This is a genomic window from Nonomuraea longicatena (assembly GCF_039525605.1).
GTDB lineage: Bacteria > Actinomycetota > Actinomycetes > Streptosporangiales > Streptosporangiaceae > Nonomuraea > Nonomuraea longicatena.
In genome coordinates this window covers 75,919-77,667 of sequence record NZ_BAAAHQ010000036.1, presented here as the reverse complement: position 1 = coordinate 77,667, position 1,749 = coordinate 75,919, and the positions used below count along the sequence as shown (strand labels likewise).

Genomic DNA, 1,749 nt, shown 5'->3' with positions numbered 1-1,749 from the left:
GCTCCCCCACCCGCAGATGCCGCCCGAACGGCCCCAGACCCCCTCACGGGTCCCGCACGCGCCCGCTCCCGCCCCGAACACCCCCGCACAGGCCGGGTACGCGCCCTCGAAGGCCCCGCACGCGCCCCCGCAACCGCCTCCCGTGGCGCCTCACCCCACCGGACCGGCCCCCGGCCACGGCGGTCGCCCCGGGCAGCCGGGGTTGCGGCCCGATCCGCGGCCCGATCCGCGGCAGGGCGGGCGACCTGGTCCGTACATGGGTGCGGGGCCGCAGCCGCCCGCGCGCCCCCTGCGGGGACCGTCGCCGGGTGCCGGGCGGTGGAGCCCGCCGGCCCCGCCGCCGCCCCGTCACTGGCCGCAGCCACCCAGGCGGAAGTCGGGCGGCAGCGCGATCGCGATCGTCGCCGTGGTGCTCGGCGGCGTGGCGGCCCTCGCCGTGGTGCTGCTCGTGGGCGCCTCCCTGCTGGCGGACGGCCCGCGCATCGAGACGCCGGTCGCGATCCCGACGTACACGCCGCCGAGGAGCACTCAGACGGACGCTCCGACCGAGCCGACCCAGGTGCCGACCCAGGTGCCCTCGGCACAGCCCAGCGCCGAGCCCACCACCCCGCCGAAGCCCACCCTGGACAGATCCCTGAAGACGAACACGGTCTACCGGGTGGGCAGGCTGCCATCGCTGAACTGCCGCGCGGGCGACGCCAGCATCTACAGCCACGGCGAGCTCAAGGCGCTGATCCTGAAGACGGGCAAGTGCATGGACCGCGCATGGGGTCCGCTCCTGCTCAAGCAGGGGATCCCGTGGATCCCGGCGAAGTACGCGATCGCCGCCAAGCGCGGCAGGGGCGCCTGCGGCGACTACCCCTCCCCGGGCAACATGGTCCCGTACTACTGCCCGCGCAACCACACCATCTACGCCTCGACCTCGGCGATGTCCAGGGGCAACGGCAACTCGGCAGGGTACGGCGAACTCGTGCAGTGGAACGGCGGGATCATCAGCATGATGGCCCACGAGTACGGCCACCACGTGCAGAACATCTCCGGCCTGCTCAACGCCCACTGGTCCAGGCGGCTGGAAAGCAGCAGCCAGAGCGGCCGCCTCGGACTCGACAGAAGGATCGAACTCCAGGCGACGTGCTTCGGCGGCATGTTCATGCGCTCGGTGCACCGGTCGTACCCGATCAGCACGACCAACCGGAACCGGCTGTTCTGGTTCTACTCGCGGCTGGGCGACCACCCCGGATATCCGCGCGACCACGGCTCTCCTGTGAACAACCATCGGTGGTTCCGTCAGGGGTGGGAACGCAACCACAGCTTCCAGTGCAACACCTGGCTGGCTTCGTCCTCCGCGACCTCGTGAAGCCATGCCGCGTTCAACTCAGCTTAGGTTCTTGTCTTGGTTGTCCGTATATGGGGACTAGAATCCTGGCAATCTTCTGCCAACGGGGAGCAAAACCACGGGTTTTGCCTGGTATTCGCTTGAAGGAGCCGGTGTGACGGACCACGAAGAGGCCAGCACCGCGCCCGGCGCACGAGAAAGTGCACCTGACGAGGGGTCGACCGGCACGCCGGAGGTCCCGCCCGGGACCAGGTCGCGGGGAGGTGGAGGGGACGGCAGGAAGCGGCGGCGCTCACGTCAGGCGAGCGGCGCGGCAGGAAGAAGACCCGCGAAACCCTCGAACCAGCCCGCAGGGAATTCCGCGCCGCCCGCCGAACGGGCCACCGGCCGGCCCGGCGGTACGGCGCCGCCCG

Annotated in this window: 1 protein-coding gene; it reads left to right on the top strand. The window is 71.4% G+C overall.

The features are described from left to right. Positions 1–256 precede the first annotated feature (256 nt). The gene (locus tag ABD120_RS29005; RefSeq protein ID WP_343953321.1) at positions 257–1,357 is read left to right on the top strand and encodes a neutral zinc metallopeptidase; all 1,101 of its coding nucleotides are present in this window, start codon (positions 257–259) and stop codon (positions 1,355–1,357) included. Positions 1,358–1,749 lie beyond the last annotated feature (392 nt).

Excerpts from the sequence above, each read along its gene's own strand:
- ABD120_RS29005 (WP_343953321.1), top strand. The coding sequence starts at position 257 with ATGGGTGCGGGGCCGCAGCCGCCCGCGCGCCCCCTGCGGGGACCGTCG.